The 15,097-nt window shown below is 62.9% G+C and carries 17 protein-coding genes; 9 read left to right on the forward strand and 8 right to left on the reverse strand.

Annotated features, from left to right (window positions below; translation table 11 throughout):
- Nucleotides 1-115: 115 nt before the first annotated feature.
- Both rpmF and FCU66_RS06400 read right to left on the reverse strand, forming a co-directional pair.
- On the reverse strand, nt 116-298 hold the full coding sequence (gene rpmF / locus FCU66_RS06395; protein ID WP_008834724.1) for a 50S ribosomal protein L32: 183 nt from the start codon (nt 296-298) through the stop codon (nt 116-118).
- A 141-nt stretch (nt 299-439) separates the two neighbouring features.
- Nucleotides 440-1,201 carry a biosynthetic peptidoglycan transglycosylase gene (locus FCU66_RS06400; RefSeq protein WP_136618352.1) on the reverse strand — a complete coding sequence of 254 codons (762 nt, stop codon included), beginning with the start codon at nt 1,199-1,201 and terminating at the stop codon, nt 440-442.
- Nucleotides 1,202-1,423: 222 nt separating this feature from the next.
- Here FCU66_RS06400 and FCU66_RS06405 point away from each other — a divergent pair, with 222 nt between their 5' ends.
- The 3 genes from FCU66_RS06405 to FCU66_RS06415 all read left to right on the forward strand — a co-directional run bounded on the left by FCU66_RS06405 (nt 1,424) and on the right by FCU66_RS06415 (nt 5,802).
- Nucleotides 1,424-2,341 (forward strand): polyprenyl synthetase family protein, encoded by a 918-nt coding sequence (locus FCU66_RS06405; RefSeq protein ID WP_136618353.1) that lies wholly within the window; start codon nt 1,424-1,426, stop codon nt 2,339-2,341.
- Between the two features lie 161 nt (nt 2,342-2,502).
- Nucleotides 2,503-3,309 carry a class I SAM-dependent methyltransferase gene (locus FCU66_RS06410; protein WP_136618354.1) on the forward strand — a complete coding sequence of 269 codons (807 nt, stop codon included), beginning with the start codon at nt 2,503-2,505 and terminating at the stop codon, nt 3,307-3,309.
- Nucleotides 3,310-3,462: 153 nt separating this feature from the next.
- Nucleotides 3,463-5,802, forward strand: a complete 2,340-nt coding sequence (locus tag FCU66_RS06415) for a response regulator (RefSeq protein WP_136618355.1) — start codon at nt 3,463-3,465, stop codon at nt 5,800-5,802.
- A gap of 18 nt (nt 5,803-5,820) precedes the next feature.
- Here FCU66_RS06415 and FCU66_RS06420 read toward each other — a convergent pair whose 3' ends face one another.
- The 5 genes from FCU66_RS06420 to FCU66_RS06440 form a co-directional block, all read right to left on the reverse strand.
- The gene (locus FCU66_RS06420; RefSeq protein ID WP_342778134.1) at nt 5,821-6,585 is read right to left on the reverse strand and encodes a Stf0 family sulfotransferase; all 765 of its coding nucleotides are present in this window, start codon (nt 6,583-6,585) and stop codon (nt 5,821-5,823) included.
- Between the two features lie 48 nt (nt 6,586-6,633).
- Entirely contained in the window at nt 6,634-7,185 is a 552-nt protein-coding gene (locus tag FCU66_RS06425) for a chloramphenicol phosphotransferase CPT family protein (RefSeq protein ID WP_136618356.1), read from the reverse strand.
- A gap of 46 nt (nt 7,186-7,231) precedes the next feature.
- Nucleotides 7,232-8,086, reverse strand: a complete 855-nt coding sequence (locus FCU66_RS06430; RefSeq protein WP_136618357.1) for a lytic transglycosylase domain-containing protein — start codon at nt 8,084-8,086, stop codon at nt 7,232-7,234.
- A 148-nt stretch (nt 8,087-8,234) separates the two neighbouring features.
- Nucleotides 8,235-9,485 (reverse strand): flavodoxin-dependent (E)-4-hydroxy-3-methylbut-2-enyl-diphosphate synthase, encoded by a 1,251-nt coding sequence (gene ispG / locus FCU66_RS06435; RefSeq protein WP_136618358.1) that lies wholly within the window; start codon nt 9,483-9,485, stop codon nt 8,235-8,237.
- 334 nt (nt 9,486-9,819) lie between these two features.
- Nucleotides 9,820-9,999 (reverse strand): YdcH family protein, encoded by a 180-nt coding sequence (locus tag FCU66_RS06440; RefSeq protein WP_136618359.1) that lies wholly within the window; start codon nt 9,997-9,999, stop codon nt 9,820-9,822.
- A 241-nt stretch (nt 10,000-10,240) separates the two neighbouring features.
- Between FCU66_RS06440 and FCU66_RS06445 the strand changes: the two genes are divergently transcribed.
- Nucleotides 10,241-10,444 (forward strand): YdcH family protein, encoded by a 204-nt coding sequence (locus FCU66_RS06445; protein ID WP_023757446.1) that lies wholly within the window; start codon nt 10,241-10,243, stop codon nt 10,442-10,444.
- Nucleotides 10,445-10,468: 24 nt separating this feature from the next.
- On the opposite strand, the gene FCU66_RS06450 is transcribed toward FCU66_RS06445, so the two are convergent.
- The gene (locus tag FCU66_RS06450) at nt 10,469-11,257 is read right to left on the reverse strand and encodes an IclR family transcriptional regulator (protein ID WP_136618360.1); all 789 of its coding nucleotides are present in this window, start codon (nt 11,255-11,257) and stop codon (nt 10,469-10,471) included.
- Between the two features lie 121 nt (nt 11,258-11,378).
- Between FCU66_RS06450 and FCU66_RS06455 the strand changes: the two genes are divergently transcribed.
- The 5 genes from FCU66_RS06455 (at nt 11,379) to FCU66_RS06475 (ending at nt 15,083) form a co-directional block, all read left to right on the forward strand.
- Entirely contained in the window at nt 11,379-12,251 is an 873-nt protein-coding gene (locus FCU66_RS06455; protein ID WP_136618361.1) for a transporter substrate-binding protein, read from the forward strand.
- Between the two features lie 215 nt (nt 12,252-12,466).
- Nucleotides 12,467-13,132, forward strand: coding sequence for an amino acid ABC transporter permease (locus tag FCU66_RS06460; RefSeq protein WP_056586659.1), 666 nt, complete (start codon nt 12,467-12,469; stop codon nt 13,130-13,132).
- 1 nt (nt 13,133) lies between these two features.
- Complete coding sequence (locus FCU66_RS06465) at nt 13,134-13,784, forward strand: amino acid ABC transporter permease (protein WP_136618362.1); 651 nt, start codon at nt 13,134-13,136, stop codon at nt 13,782-13,784.
- 4 nt (nt 13,785-13,788) lie between these two features.
- The gene (locus tag FCU66_RS06470; RefSeq protein WP_136618363.1) at nt 13,789-14,583 is read left to right on the forward strand and encodes an amino acid ABC transporter ATP-binding protein; all 795 of its coding nucleotides are present in this window, start codon (nt 13,789-13,791) and stop codon (nt 14,581-14,583) included.
- 38 nt (nt 14,584-14,621) lie between these two features.
- On the forward strand, nt 14,622-15,083 hold the full coding sequence (locus tag FCU66_RS06475; protein WP_136618364.1) for a RidA family protein: 462 nt from the start codon (nt 14,622-14,624) through the stop codon (nt 15,081-15,083).
- Nucleotides 15,084-15,097 lie beyond the last annotated feature (14 nt).

The following is a 15,097-nucleotide window of genomic DNA, read 5'->3' on the forward strand; positions in this document are numbered from 1 at the left end:
AGAACTGCGGCGATCGCCGCCCGCGCTTCGGGATGCGCGCTACCCGGCCCCCAAACGCAAAAGGACCGGCCAGTGGCCGGTCCTTTTGTAACTCAAACCTTTGGAAAAGCTGGTCTCAGCTTTCCTTGGGCGTCAACACCTGGCGACCGCGATACATGCCGGTCTTCAGGTCGATGTGGTGCGGACGGCGCATTTCGCCGGAATTCTTGTCCTCGACATAGGTCGGGGCCTTGAGAGCGTCGGCCGAGCGGCGCATGCCGCGCTTGGACGGAGAGGTTTTTCGTTTCGGAACGGCCATGGATATGCTCCATTACATGGTCAAAAAGCCCCGCCCGCCCTCGTGAAAGGGCCATGTCGGGGCCGGAATCTGAGAAAGTCGGGTGCCTATACACGCCCTGTGCCGTTTTGGCCAGCACTGGCGCGAATTTTTTTGAGTTGGCTAGCGGAGACAACCGACATAGGCGCCCGAACGACCAGCCCGGCGTTCGATGAGGTTGGCGAGTCTTCTCAGGCCCGGTCCGGGTTTGGCCGGATTGCGGGCGATCGGATTTGGCAAGGAAACGGCCAAAAGTGCAGCCTGCCGTCGCGACAGCTGTTTTGCCGAAACGCCGAAATGGTGCTGTGCCGCGGCCTCGATGCCGTAGATGCCCGGCCCCCATTCGGCGATGTTGAGATAGATCTCCATGATGCGCCGTTTCGACATCACCGCATCGAAATAGACGGCCAGCGGCAGTTCGACCACCTTGCGCACCGAGCCCAGCGGCCGCGACCAGAGAAACAGGTTCTTGACCGTCTGCATGGTGATGGTCGAGGCGCCGCGCGTCGCTTCACCAGCCAGCGCGTCGTCGACGACGCCCCGCAGCTCGCCGAGATCGACACCGCGATGGAAGCAGAACTGCCCGTCCTCCGACATGATGACGGAATTGGCCAGCACCGGCGACACGTCGTCAATCGACACCCAGCGGCGGTCATAACCGGAGAACGCCGCCAGGTCCTTCAGCATAAGCGTCGAGACCGGATGCACGAAGGATGGCAGATAGAGGAAGGTCAGCACGACCGGAATCAAAGCCAGCACCGTGGCCACGACGATGCCGCGCCGGACCCAGCGCTTGAGACCGCGGCGGTTTACGCCTCGCGATCTCGTCGCCATGTCCAGCTTTTCGGTTTCATGATCGACGATCGGTTCCGCCAAGCCGCCCAACCCGTGCCAGAGAGCTCGTTTTGAAACTCGCTCCTGTGAGTCATATGACGGTGTTTTCGAGAACCGGAGCGGAGCGTACATTGGAGTACGTGAGCACCGGAAGCGCAGAAAACGCCTTCAGATGACCGCAGGAGTAGAGTTTCCAAACGGGCTCTTACTGCTCCGGCATAATGGCGCTTGCCTTCTTGCGCAACGTCTGAGTGTCGGCTACCGGTCCCGGCCATGACGAATGACGACGAAATGGCGTTCGAAATGGCGCTCATCAGACGCGCTGCCGCTGTCGAGGTGCTGCTACGGCGGTTGCTCGACGACCGCGCGCTTTCGGGCGAGATCGCCCGGCCCGACCGGCTGATGGCGGCGATGCGCCACGGCGTCCTGAACGGCGGCAAGCGCCTACGTCCCTTCCTGGTCATGGAAAGTGCCGCACTTTTTTCCGCCGACGGCGAGGCTGCACTGCGCGTCGCCGCAGCGCTTGAATGCGTGCATTGCTATTCGCTGATCCACGACGATCTGCCCGCTATGGACAACGATGATCTGCGCCGCGGCCAGCCGACCGTGCACAAGGCCTTCGACGAGGCGACTGCCATCCTGGCCGGCGACGCTTTGCTGACGCTGGCCTTCGACATTATCGCCGGCGAGGCGACCACCCTGCCGGCGGAGCGGCGGGCAGCCCTGGTGCTGGCGCTTGCCCGCGCGGCCGGGGCAGGCGGCATGGTCGGCGGCCAGAAGCTCGACCTCGAAGCCGAACAGACGCCACCGGACGAGACCGGCATCATCCGGCTGCAGGCGATGAAGACCGGCGCGCTCATTCGTTTCGCTTGCGAGGGCGGCGCTCTCATCGCCGGCGCTCCCGCCGAGGATCGCGAGCGACTGGCCGAATTCGGCTCCGCGATCGGCCTTGCCTTCCAGCTTGCCGACGACCTGCTCGACCTGACCGCCGATGCCAGCCAGATGGGCAAGGCGACCGGCAAGGACGCCGCCGCCGGCAAGGCGACGCTGGTCGCGCTGCATGGCGCGAACTGGGCGCGCAGCCAGCTGCACGGTCTCGTCGAACAGGCGCATGCGCTGCTTGAGCCTTATGGCGACGACGCCCAGCTGCTGAAGGAAGCGGCGACATTCGTGGCGACCCGCACCAGTTGAGGTTGGGGACAACCGAGACATCGTCCTGACCAAAGCACGTGCGTCCTCCGCCGGCCGGTTCAGAAATAGAACTTGAGCGGAAGCCTGCCGAAGCAGAGGATCGACATCGCTTTGCCATCCACACGGCAACCACGCGGTGCGGACAGAGTTGGAGGGATGCCATGTCGACCACCGACAAGCTGTTCAGCGGTTCCATTGCCGAGGTCTACGACCGGGCTATGGTGCCGCTGATCTTCGAGCCATATGCGCGGGATCTGGCGGAGCGGGTGTCGAAGCTCGGGCCACAATCGGTGCTCGAAGTGGCTGCGGGCACCGGTGTGGTGACACGTGCGCTCGCAGCGAGACTGCCGGCGCAAACACGCATCGTGGCCACCGACCTTAACCAGCCCATGCTTGACCACGCGCGCACGCGGATGACGGGCGATCCTCGTATCGCCTGGCAGCAGGCCGATGCTCAGGCGCTGCCCTTCGAGGACGCGCAGTTTGATGCCGTGGTCTGCCAATTTGGCGCGATGTTCTTCCCCGATCGAGTGGCCGCCTACGGGCAAGCTCGGCGGGTGATGCGGCCGGGCGGGCATTTCCTGTTCAACGTCTGGAGTGCCATCGAAGAGAACGAGTTCGCCGAGGAAGTGACACGGGCGCTCGGCCATCTCTTTCCCACCGATCCGCCGCGCTTCATGGCGAGGACGCCGCACGGCTATCACAATGCGGACACCATCCGCGCCGACCTGCATGCCGCCGGCTTCCACGACGTCGCCATCGAGCCTCTGGATGCCGTGAGCGCAGCTCCGTCGCCGCATGATGCGGCCGCGGCCTATTGCCAGGGCACACCGCTGCGTGCCGAGATCGAGGCGCGCGGCGGCTCGCTGGAGGAGGCGACGCGATACGTGGCGAATGCCATGGGGAAACGGTTCGGGGAAGGCCCGGTGAGTGGCCGCATCCGCGCCCTCGTCGTGGTGGCGGCCTGAATCCGTTCAGACGCGACACGCTGTTGCGAAGGGGGCGTTCAAAAGCTGTCATCCATCCGGCGGTTCGCGTGGTTCGTCTATCCACACGAAATTTTAATGTAAATGAAGCGTAATCCCGACCATTAAAATGGTGCGTATGTGTTGGGGTTGCGCATGCCGGAATATTCGTCCTTCATCCAGTCAGTCCGGATTCGCTATATTTCAGGGTTGCTGATCTTCGCGCTGGCTTCCGCAGGCATCGTGATTGCGCTCGATCGTGTCAATTCCTTTCGCCGTGACATCGATGCGCTGAGCAGCAACCTCGTGGTCTTCACCCGCGATCTGCGCAACGCGACCAGCTTTGCCGAGACGACCGGCACAGCCTGGCGGGCGGAGACACGCGATGCGCTGACCACATCGGCGCGCGGCCATTCGGAGCGCCTGACCGGCGAGATCGAGACGCTGACCGCCCAGCTTGCGGCGATCAAGCCGCGGCTGTCGACCAAGACCGTCAACGAGCTCCAATCCGCTTCCGTCAACGGCGACCTGTTCTGGTCGCCGCGCGACATGGTGCGCAACTTCAACCTGATGTCGATGGCGCAGAAGGTCGACGAGTGGAGCTATCGCGAAATCCGCAACCAGAACGACCTGTTCGCCCAGCCCATGCTGGTCCGCGTCCGCACCGCCATGGACGATGAGCGCCACCTGGCCGACGCCTCCAGCGACAGGCTGCTGCTGTGGGCGAGCGGCATCCTGTTCGCGGCCCTTGCCATCGTCGCCTTCTGGATCTTCCGCCCTATGGAAGTGGCGATCCGCCGCGCCTTTGCCGAATCCGCCGAATCCCTGTTCAAGGCCGAGGCCGCAGACCGCGCCAAGTCGGAATTCCTGGCCAATATGAGCCACGAAATCCGCACGCCGATGAACGGCGTGCTCGGCATGGCCGAACTGCTGGCCAAGACCGATTTGACGGCGCGCCAGAAGACCTTCACCGACGTCATCGTCAAATCGGGCAATGCGCTGCTCACCATCATCAACGACATCCTCGATTTCTCCAAGATCAATGCCGGACAACTCACCCTCGACCCTGCTCCCTTCCGCCTTTCCGAGGCGGTCGAGGATGTGGCGACGCTGGTCTCGGCGCGCGTCGCCGAGAAGAACCTCGAACTGATCGTGCGCGTCGACCCGCGCCTGCCGGCCCATGTCGTCGGCGACGCCGGCCGGTTCCGGCAGATCATCACCAACCTGCTCGGCAACGCGGTGAAGTTCACCGAAAAGGGTCATGTGCTGATCGATGTCGGCGGCGAGATCGTCAACGACGTGGTGCAGCTCAAGGTTCGCGTCGAGGACACCGGCATCGGCATACCGGCCGAGAAACTGCAGAACGTGTTCGAGAAATTCGCCCAGGTCGACGGCTCGTCGACCCGCCGCCACGAGGGCACTGGTCTGGGCCTCGCCATCGCCGCCCGCCTTGTCGACCTGATGGCAGGCAAGATCGGCGTGGAAAGCGAGATCGGCCGCGGTTCGGTGTTCTGGTTCGCTGTGCCGCTGCCCGCGCATCATGCCGCGGCGCGTGACGAGATCGTGCCGGTGGACGTCACCGGCGCGCGCGTGCTGGTCATCGACGACAATCCGGTCAACCGCGAAATCCTGCTCGAGCAGCTCAGAAGCTGGAGCTTCGATTGTGCCGCCGCCGAAAGCGGCGCCGTCGGGCTGGCCTTCCTCGACCGCGCTTTTCAGCTGGGCGCCGCCGTCGACTGCATCATCCTCGACTACCAGATGCCGGGCATGAACGGGGCCGACGTTGCCAGAGCGATTGCTTCCGACAGCCGGCTATCCTCCATCCCGGTGGTGTTGCTGACCTCCGTCGACCAGGTCGATTTCGGCAAGATGATCATCGACTTCGGCATTGCCGCGCACCTGACCAAGCCGGCGCGCTCCGCGATCCTGCTCGGCACCGTCATCTCGGTCGTGCAGAAGGCCCGCTCGCAGGTCGGCAAGGCGCAGTTCGTCCGCGAACCGATCGTGCAGGCTGCCCCGGCAGCGGCACCCGCTTTTACCGTCATCCGCGGCCCGGCGATGCCGGCCGCTGCAGTGCCGGAATCGACAACCACGCCGAACGGACCGATCGACATCCTCATTGCCGAGGACAATGACGTGAACCAGCTGGTGTTCGGCCAGATCCTCAACGGGTTGGGCCTGAGCTACCGCATCGCCGGCAACGGCCGCACGGCGGTCGAGATGTACCGGGCGCTGCGCCCCAAGCTGATCCTGATGGATGTCTCGATGCCGGAAATGAATGGCTACGAGGCGACCCGCGCGATCCGGGCCATGGAGACCTCGACTGACACGCACATACCGATCATCGGCGTCACCGCGCATGCGCTGAAGGGCGATCGCGACAAGTGCATCGAATCCGGCATGGACGACTATCTGCCGAAGCCCGTTTCGCCCGACCGCCTCGGCACCAAGATCGGCACCTGGCTCAGCGAGACGGTGGTGGCCAAGACGGCGTAGCCTGCATCCAGGGATGCGTCAGACGACTGCGTCCAGATGATAGCGGCGCATCCAGTCGAGGCTCGTGTCGTCAGAGAGCCTTGCAACGCCGGGGCTTACATCCTCGGCGTCAGGAGCTCGGACCCCCAAGGCTTCGCAGATGCCTAGCAATGTCGCCGTCGGGTTGCTCGCAAGGCGCTCATAGCCGACCCGCAGCGGGGTTATGCCTTGCTCCGCGAACCAAATGTTCCAGGCTGCATCATAGGCCTCGAGTTCCGTGACCTCACGTCTGATCCGCTCGAAATCATATTGGGGCTCTTTCGGCGGTGCGACCCTTTCGATCTCGGTGCCGTCGGGAGCGACATGCCAAAGACCGGTCTGCTCGGCTTTGATCAGGGAGACAGCCTGTGCAAGCTTGTCCTCCCGCGACAGGTGTATGTAGAGGACACGGCCAAAGGCCCTTTTGAAACGCGCACTGTCCGACGGCAGTTGTGGGAAAATCCGGTCGAGGATCACCGAAAGCTCATCCAGATTTTCGCGCATCAAGCGAAGGCCGAAGAAGCCGGTCCCACCCTTGCCGGCAGCGATCGCCGCGTTGAGATAGGCGACATTGAAGTCGAGCTCACTCATCGTGTCGCGATCAGGCAGCTTCCACTCTTGCGCCCACTCCGACACGTCTTGCCGCCGATAGAATGAGTGAGGATCGCCGGCCGTCTTCGTGGACTCCAGAAGCTTGCACAACAGAGTGCTTCCGGTCCGCGGCGTGCCGCAGATAATGTATCCATCGAACATGTTGCGGCCCATGCTGCTCGTCAAAGGCAGGGCTGTCGCCCCTGGTCAAGATGGCCGCCGCTATAGCTGAAATCTTTGCTGGATGCGACGGGCGCATTCCAGTGGCGTGAGGATGCTGGTGTCGACTTCGAGGTCGTAGTCTATGCCCTTGTGCACGCGTTCATATTGCCAGCGCGCCAGCCCCGGCAACCGGTCGGAACGCTGGGCCTCGCGCGCTTCCAGCACTTCCAGCGGCGCCCGGACACCAACGACATGGAGATCGAAGGCCGACAACAGTTCGAGATAGTCTGATATTTCGCCGTTGCAGAGCACGTCGTCGACGATGAGATTGTTGCCTTGTCCGGCCATCGCCGCGATGGCGTGCCGCATGCCGCGCAGGGTTCGCGCCCCAACCGGCCCGGTCCTGATCCCGACCGAAGGCTTGCCGTCCCGTTGGATGGTTTCATAGGAAAAACCATCCGTATGGTCCTGCAAGGCGTCGGGCAGCATCGCGATGAAAATGTCCATCTCGACGTGCAGGAAGGGCGCGGCGGTGATTGTCTGCAACGCCTTGGCGATCGAGCTCTTGCCGGCACTGCCGACGCCATTGAGCAAAATGATCCTGGCTTTCACCTACAGCCCCTCTCTCAGACAAAACATCATGCCGGCAGGGGTCAAATTACCGGTTGCGCACCACCACGCACGCCCCGCCGATGCTTTGCAATTTCTGGCAGATGACGTTGGCATCGGCGCGGTGGTCGACACCGATCCTGACCGCATAGATGCCGCGCCGACCGATCGGCGTGCGCACCCGGCTGACCACCGGATCGTGCCCATTGAGCAGGGCCGGGAACCGGCTCCTTACCCGCAGCCACTGGTTGATCGCGGCACTGCGGCGGAAGTTGCCGGCCACCTGAATACCCCACGGCTTTATGTTGATCGAGGCCATCGCCACGGTCCGCGACATGATCACCGGCAGCCTGCGGCAGGCGACGGTAAAATCCGTCTTTGCATCGAGCGGCTCGATCTTTCCGGCATAGGCCCGGTCGGTGAACTTGTCGGCCGGCTCGCCCATGATGTCGAAGACATAGCTTTCGGTTTCCATCGGCAGGAAGCCGCCGGAGCTGAGCCAGCGCGACACCCGGCTCTCGCCGGCATTGTAGGCGGCCGCCGCCAGGCCGAGATTGCCATAGCCGGTTTTCATTTCGGCGAGATACTTCGCCGAGGCCGGGATCGCCTGGTCGACGTCGAAGGAATTGGCGAGCCCGCGCATCTTGGCGGTGCCCGGCATGAACTGGGCAATGCCTTCGGCGCCGACCGGACTGACGGCGTTGGGATCGAAACGGCTTTCCTTCCAGATCAGCCGGGCGAAGAAATCCCTGGGCAGGCCGTTCTGATCGGCATGGGCCTGGATCAGGGTGCAGACCCTGTCGATCAGCCGCTGCTTGGCGGATTGCGGCGGATCCGCTTGAACAGCTGTCGAGCAGACCAGGGCGCAAAGCAAAATGAGCGTCGCCCTGAGGAAACGCTGCATCGCGCGCTGAGCCCGTGCCGAAAGTCGCTCCGGCGAGCCAGATGATGGTGGCTTCGAGAACCGGCGCGCAGCGGACATTTGGTCCGTGAGCACCGGAAGCGCAGAAGACGCCTTCAGGTGGCCGCCGGAGTAGAGTTTCGGCATGGGCTCACTCGGCCGCGGCCTTGCCGCGACCGAACCGTTGCTCGATATAGTCGGCGACCATTTTCTCGAAATCCGCCGCGATCGACGGCCCGCGCAGCGTCGCCGCCTTCTTGCCGTCGACGAAGACAGGCGCCGTCGGCGTCTCGCCGGTGCCGGGCAGCGAAATGCCGATGTCGGCATGCTTGGACTCGCCCGGACCGTTGACGATGCAACCCATCACCGCAACCTTGAGATTCTCGACGCCGGGATATTTTTCGCGCCACACCGGCATGTTCTTGCGCAGATCAGCCTGGATGTTCTGGGCCAGCTCCTGGAACACGGTCGAGGTTGTGCGGCCGCAGCCGGGGCAAGCGGCGACGATCGGCACGAACTGCCTGAACCCCATGGTCTGCAGCAGCTCCTGCGACACCTGTACCTCACGCGTGCGATCGCCATTCGGCTCCGGCGTCAGCGAGATGCGGATGGTGTCGCCGATGCCTTGCTGCAGCAGGATGCCCATCGCGGCCGACGAAGCCACGATGCCTTTCGAGCCCATGCCGGCTTCGGTGAGGCCGAGATGCAGCGCATGGTCGGAGCGGGTGGCGAGCTCGGTATAGACGGCGATCAGGTCCTGCACGCCGCTGACCTTGGCCGACAGGATAATTTTCTCGCGGCCAAGGCCGATCTCTTCCGCCATCTCGGCCGACAGGATCGCCGACTGCACGATCGCCTCGCGCGTCACCTCTTGCGCGGTCAGCGGAAAACCCTTGCCCTGGTTGTCGTCCATCAACCGGGTCAAAAGCTCCTGGTCGAGCGAGCCCCAGTTGACGCCGATGCGCACCGGCTTGTCGTGTTTGATCGCCATCTCGACGATCGCCGCGAACTGCCGGTCCTTCTTGTCCTTGAAGCCGACATTGCCCGGATTGATGCGATATTTGGCCAGCGCCTCGGCACAGGCCGGATGGTCGGCCAAAAGCTTGTGGCCGATGTAGTGGAAATCGCCGACCAGCGGCACGTTGACGCCAAGCCGCTGAAGCCGCTCATGAATGCGCGGCACGGCGGCAGCACTCTCGTCGCGATCGACGGTGATGCGTACGATCTCGGAACCGGCACGGTGCAGTGCTGCAACCTGCGCAACCGTCTGGTCGATGTCAGCGGTGTCGGTGTTGGTCATCGACTGCACGACAACGGGCGCGCCGCCGCCGACGACCACGCCGCCGACATCGACGCCGACCGAGGTGCGGCGGGGGAAAGGAGAGGAAAAATATCCGGTCATGCCGGCAGCCTTTTGTCTCTGGAGCGCCATGCGTCCGACTGGACGCACAAAATGCGCTCCGGGCCGACGCGCTAAAGTCCGGGCATGAGGTGGAGGAGCAAAGATGGCTTGTCAATGGCGACAGGTCGCCACTGGCCGGAATCGACCCGCCGCCAGGGGCCAGAAACAATCGGTGATCTGGCGAAAGCTGGCGACGGCCGAAGCGGAAATTGAACAGGGTGGCAGTCCAGCCTCGGCCGATAGCCCAGTACTGGAAATCAAAACCCACCACGCCGGCGGCGGGTACCGCCGGGAAAAGAAGCCGCGGATCGTAAGCGGCTAGGTCAGCAGGGCATCAATGCGTGGTCGGATGTGCCCTCAGTTTTTCAATCGCATCCTTGAGTGCCAGCTTGCGTCGCTTGAGATTCACGATTTCGAGGTCGTCGACCGATGGATGGTTCATCGCGTCATCGATTTCACGTTCGATGTCGCCGTGTTTCCGCTGCAACTCATCAAGATGGGATGCAAGAGACATGATTGGTTCTCCCTTTCATGGTTTCCTCGATTGCAACCGTCACGGCGCGTCCACCGCAGGTTCGCTTTCTGTGACGGCACGGTGACAGTCTGCCACCTTCCGGCAACGATGTCGAATGATCCGTGGTAGCATTCCACGACAATGTGAAATGTGATATGGGCTGCGCGCCGGTTGCAAAATCCCGCCGGCCCCGCCCAATCAGGCCCATTTTTGGGCGCCGCAGACGTGCAGACGGTAGATAATGTCCGATCAGGAACAGGCTGATATCCGCCTCGAATATTCCCGGCTGAAGCAGGAGCACGCCGATTTCGATGCGGCCATCAACGCGATGATCGCCATGGCCTGCGATCCACTGCAGATCCAGCGCATGAAGAAGAAAAAACTGTTTCTCAAGGACCGGCTGATGGCGCTGGAAGACAAGATCATTCCCGACATCATTGCCTGAACCAGCATTCGCTCGTTGGCGCACCTAGGCCGCGATCGAAAGCCTCGCCGCACGATCACGCAGCAGGCCGATGAGTTCGCCGGTCCGCTCCTCGGACGTATCGATGGGGACCACCAGGCACATCGTCGCCTCGACCTTGCCGGGTGCTGAAAACACCGGCGCGGCAAGGCATTTCGTATAGGCATCGACAAGGCCCGAGGTGACGCAATAGCCGGTGACTTCAGCCTTCCCGATGTCGGCGACGAAATCGTCGAGCCGCAGTTTGCGCCCGTCGGGCAGCACGAGATCGTCGTCCGACACCATGCCTTCGATCTCAGTCCTCTCCAGCCCCGCCAGTAGCAGCCGCCCCGAGGCCGTCCAGGGCAGCGGTATCTGCAAGCCGGTGGCGGAGCTGATGCGGAACGGCCTGGTGCCGGGACTCGCGTGGACGATCGTGTAGCGGCCGCTTTGCAGCATGCACAGTTCTGAGGTTTCGCCGGTCTCGCGTGACAGATTGTCGACCTCCTGGCGCCCCCGCCTGAGCAGGTCGTTGCCGCGCACATAGTCCATTCCATAGAGATAGAGCTTCTTGCCGAAATAGACGCGATTGCCGTCGCTTTCCATTTCCAGCAGTCCCGCATCGACCAGCGATCGCACCAGCGTGTAGGTCGTCGAGCGCGGCGCGTTCACGCCCTTGGCGAGGTCGCCAATGCCGATCGCCCGCTGGGTCGTGTGAAGAAACTCCAGAATCTCGAGCACCCGGTTGAGCCCCTTTTCACGGGAGCCCGAAATCTTCTCGCCGGCTGAAACTGCCGAGGCATTGCCATCTTGCATTGTCGATTCCTGGTGTTAGTATCTGTCTTGTACAGGATACACTCGTCTCTTGTAAGAGACAAAATCTCCGACGCGTGTCCTGCCTGTGCACAAGGGGAACACAACACGAAAGGAGGTCGCCGTGAACGACACATCCGGAAGACGTGATTTTCTGAAATTGGGAATGGCAGGGCTGGCCACGGCTGGCGTGCTGGCAACCGTCGATGCCCAGAAGGCCGCTGCCCAGGCAGCACCCGACAGCCTGCTGCGCACCGTGCTCGATCGCGGCAAGCTGATCGTCGGCACCGGCAGCACCAACGCGCCCTGGCACTTCGAGAACGATGCCGGCGAACTCGTCGGCATGGACATCACCATGGGGCGCATTCTCGCCAAGGGCCTTTTCGACGATCCCACCAAGGTCGAATTCGTCATGCAGGATCCGGCTCAGCGCATTCCCAACGTGACCACCAACAAGGTCGACATCACCATCCAGTTCATGACCATGAGTGCCCAGCGCTCGCAACTGGTCAATTTTTCCCGGCCTTACTATGTCGAGGGCGTCGCCCTGCTGAGCCTTCCGACCGCCGAGAACAAGACCTTCGACAAACTGCTTGCCGGCGGCGCGGCGACACGCATCTCCATCCTGCAGAATGTCGATGCCGAGGCGCAGGTGCATTCGGTCCTGCCCCAGTGCCAGGTCATGCAGATCGATACCCAGGCCAACGTGCTGCAGGCGCTGGAATCGAAACGTGTCGATGCCGCTGCCGTCGATCTGTCCACGGTGCGCTGGCTCGCCTCGCGCAATCCGGACAAATATTTCGACGCCGGCAAGAGCTGGCTGAGCATGCTTTATGGCGCAGCCCTCCGGCAAGGTGACCTCGACTGGCTGACCTTCGTCAACGCGACCTTCACCATCGCCATGTTCGGTCACGAAAACGCACTCTACGATGCCGCCTTCAAGGACTATTTCGGACAGGAGCCGCCGGCGCGCCATCCCGGCTTCCCAGCCATCTGACCTGCATCGGGCGGAAGGGCGCATCCAGCGCCCTTCCGCCTCCGACGGCCCTCGGCACCAAGGCTTGTTGAGATTCAGGTCAGGCCGAGTCGAAAACGGTGGTTTTCGAGAACCGGAGCGGAGCGTACTTAAAGTACGTGAGCACCGGAAGCGCAGAAAACCGGCGTTTGCAGGCCGGCATCACCTGAATATCAACAAGCCTTTAAGGCGGACGCATGGGCTATGCCCTTAATTTCAACCTGATCTGGCGGCACTTCGACAAGCTGTGGGGCGGCCTGCTGCTCAGTCTCGAGCTTGCCGTCATATCGATCGCCATTGGCATCGTCATCGGCCTGGTTCTGGCGGTCTGGTACGTGTCTGCCGGACGCATCGTGCGCACAATCATCGCCGCTTATGTCGAATTCATCCGCAACGTGCCGCTGATCCTGCTCGTCTATCTCGTCTTCTACGGTCTGCCGACGGTGGTCGATATCGCTTACAGCGCGCCGACCTCGTTTGTCGTGACGTTGTCGCTCTACAGCGGCGCCTATCTGGTCGAGGTGTTCCGCTCCGGGCTCGAAGCCGTTCCGCGCGGACAGCTGGATGCCGGCAAGGCAATCGGCCTGACGCCATGGCAAAGGCTGCTCAACGTGCGCCTGCCGACCATGCTGCGCATCACGCTGCCGGCCCTGTCCAACACCTTCATATCGCTGTTCAAGGACACCTCCGTCGCGTCGGTCATCTCGGTACCGGAACTGACCTATGGCGCCCAATGGATCAACTTCAACACCTTCCGCATCGTCGAGGTCTATCTCGTGGTGACGGCGATGTATCTGGTGACCGGCTACATCATGCTTTTTGCGCTTCGGCTTGTCGAGCGCCGGTTCAGGGCGGCGCGCTGACATGCTCACCCAGATCGCCTATGCCTTGCCTTTCCTCGCCCAGGGCTTTGCCCTGACACTGTGGGTATCCCTGCTGGTGGTGGTGTTCTCCCTGATCGCCGGTGTGATCATGGGCGTCGGTCTCGTCTATGGCCCCATACCGTTGCAATGGGCCGTGCGCATCTTCAGCGACACCATTCGCGGTATACCGATCCTGGTGCTCATCTTCTTTGTCTATTACGGCCTGCCGGCCGTCGGGCTTCATCTGCCGTCCTTCTGGGCGGCGGTGCTGGCGCTGACCCTGTTCAAGACGGCGCAGGTCGTCGAATATCTCAGAGGTGCGGTCGGCTCCATTCCGAGAGGGCAATCCGAGGCGGCGATGGCGATCGGACTGACCTTTCGCCAGCGCCTCGCCTACGTCATCTTCCCCCAGGCGTTCAGGCGCTTCCTGCCGCCCTGGATCAATGGCGTCACCGACGCGGTCAAGGGCAGCGCGCTGGTGTCGCTGCTCGGCATCACCGATCTGATGCAGGCCATCAACCAGGTCATCGGCCGCACCTACGAAGCCATGCCGCTCTATATCCTCGGCGCGCTCATCTACTTCGCGGTCAACTACGCGCTTTCGCTGGCCAGCCGGCGGTTAGAGCGGCGTTTCTCCTTCATCCGGGAATAGCAAGATGTCCACCAGCTCGACCAACATCCCGGCCCTTCTCGATGTCACCGATGTTTCCAAATCCTTTGGAACCGTCCAGGTCCTGCGTTCGGTCAGCCTGCAGGTGGCGCGTGGCGAAGTGGTGACGGTCATTGGCCCCTCGGGCAGTGGCAAGACCACGCTGCTGCGCTGCGTCAATTTCCTCGAAAGCTATGACAGCGGTTCGATCCGCATCGACGGCAAGGAGGTCGGCTTTCGCGAAACCGGAGCCCGTCAACGCCGCAGCGAACGCGACCTCGCCGTGATGCGCGCCGAGACCGGCATGGTGTTCCAGAGCTTCAACCTCTTTCCGCACCTGACGGCGGCGGGCAACATCATGCTTGGTCTCACCAAGGTGCGCGGCAAGAGCCGTGCGGAGGCCCGCACCATCGCCGAACACTGGCTCGGCCGGGTCGGCCTCGCCCACAAGGCCGACAGCCTGCCAGCCGAACTGTCCGGCGGCCAGCAGCAGCGTGTCGGCATTGCCCGTGCCGTGGCCATGGGGCCGAAGATCCTGCTTCTCGACGAGATAACCTCCGCGCTCGACCCGGAACTGGTCGGCGAGGTGCTCGAGGTTGTGCGCAGCCTGGCCGAGGACGGCATGACGATGGTGATGGTCACGCACGAAATGGCCTTTGCCCGCGATGCCTCGAGCCGCATCATCTTCATGGCCGATGGCGGCGTCAGCGCGGCGGGTCCACCCGCCGAAATCCTGGCGGCGGACACCGACAATGAGCGCCTGCGCACCTTTCTGGCACGCTTCCGCGCCTCGCATTTCTAGAACGGGACAGCCAACGCTGTCGCAAGGAGCCTTTTTTCATGACGCCTTATATCCGGCTCGCCGCGTTGGGCCTGACGCTGCCCGAGCCGCCGACCCCGATCGCCAACTTCGTCACCCATGCGGAAAGCGGCCGGCTGATCTTCCTGTCCGGTCAGGGGCCGCTGCGGACCGACGGCACGCTGTTCACCGGCAAGGTGGGAGACGATGTCACCGTCGAGGAGGCCTATGGCCATGCCCGCCTCACCGGCCTCAATCTTCTCGCCGTCATGCACGCAGCCACTGGCGACCTTGGCCGTATCGTGCGCATCGTCAAGCTGCTCGGCTTCGTCAACGCCATACCGACCTTCAGCGACCACCCGAAGGTGGTCAATGGCTGTTCCGACCTGTTCGCCGATGTGTTCGACAGTATTGGCGGCCATGCCCGCTCGGCGATCGGCGTCGGCTCCTTGCCCGGAAATATCACCGTCGAAATCGAGGCGGTCGTCGAGATCGCCGCCTGACCTTTTAGAAAATG

It is taken from the genome of Mesorhizobium norvegicum (assembly GCF_004919685.1).
Lineage (GTDB): Bacteria > Pseudomonadota > Alphaproteobacteria > Rhizobiales > Rhizobiaceae > Mesorhizobium > Mesorhizobium norvegicum.